This window comes from Faecalibacterium sp. AF27-11BH, from assembly GCF_003603005.1.
Lineage (GTDB): Bacteria > Bacillota > Clostridia > Oscillospirales > Ruminococcaceae > Faecalibacterium > Faecalibacterium taiwanense.
The window spans coordinates 1-865 of the sequence record NZ_QVGS01000036.1 but is presented as its reverse complement, the minus strand read 5'-3'; the positions used below and the strand labels follow the sequence as shown (position 1 = coordinate 865).

The window sequence follows — 865 nt, the reverse complement described above, 5'->3', positions numbered from 1 at the left end:
TTTCTTCATTTTCTATACCTTCTTTCACTACTGCCCACATTGCTGGAAATATCAAACGCCTACTTTATTTTTATGCCCTCATTTTTTACAAATCATCAAACCTTCCCGCCTTGCTTTTTTGTTTAGATAACGAAATTTAAGCCTGATTTATTTCGTTTGTCCACAAAATTTTTCAAAATCGTATAGATGCACATAAACTTCCTGAAAATTTGTAGCACAATCGCAATCTTCTTTTAAATAAACACGCTATAAGGATAAACTTTTTGTTTTACCTCGATTGAAAGCCATCTTTAGCTTTCTGGTTTGAGAACTGTACTTCGGGCCGGATTCTTTGGGTCTACTAGAATTTTTATTGGTGCCCCTTTCGGAATACATGGATTGAACCAAAACCACTGCGACTTTCCATTATAGGTTTCACCTTTAACTTTATACTGATAATGTACCACATATGGATAGATTACATCTTCATCGGCAAGGTGGTAGGTACTCATATGAAATTTTATATGTACTCGTTTTGTTGCTGTAACCTTTCCGATGATTCTTGTTCCATTTTTCAAAAGTTCTGCCTTTTTATAGTCGGAAATAATCGCCAATCCGATAATTATACCTGCTACAATCCATGCTAATATCGCAGCCACCCAAATACCAGACTTACACGCTCCAACCGATATAATTGCCGCCACGAACATTCCGACATATGCCAGTGTATGAATAAGATCTTTTGAAAAAAACATTTTATCTCGTGTAATTTTCATAAAACGGCATCCTCCTCAAATCCTACAGTCGGTAATCAGCAGCTTCGTGAAATCAACGTTCCTTAGATACTTAGATTTAATCCTATTTTGTTTCATCCGTCTACAAAATT

At 35.7% G+C, this 865-nt stretch carries 1 protein-coding gene; it reads right to left on the bottom strand.

Features of this window, described 5'->3' with window-relative positions; genetic code table 11:
- Positions 1-290: 290 nt before the first annotated feature.
- Complete coding sequence (locus DWY76_RS13765) at positions 291-755, bottom strand: DUF3592 domain-containing protein (protein ID WP_005929423.1); 465 nt, start codon at positions 753-755, stop codon at positions 291-293.
- Between the last annotated feature and the right edge of the window lie 110 nt (positions 756-865).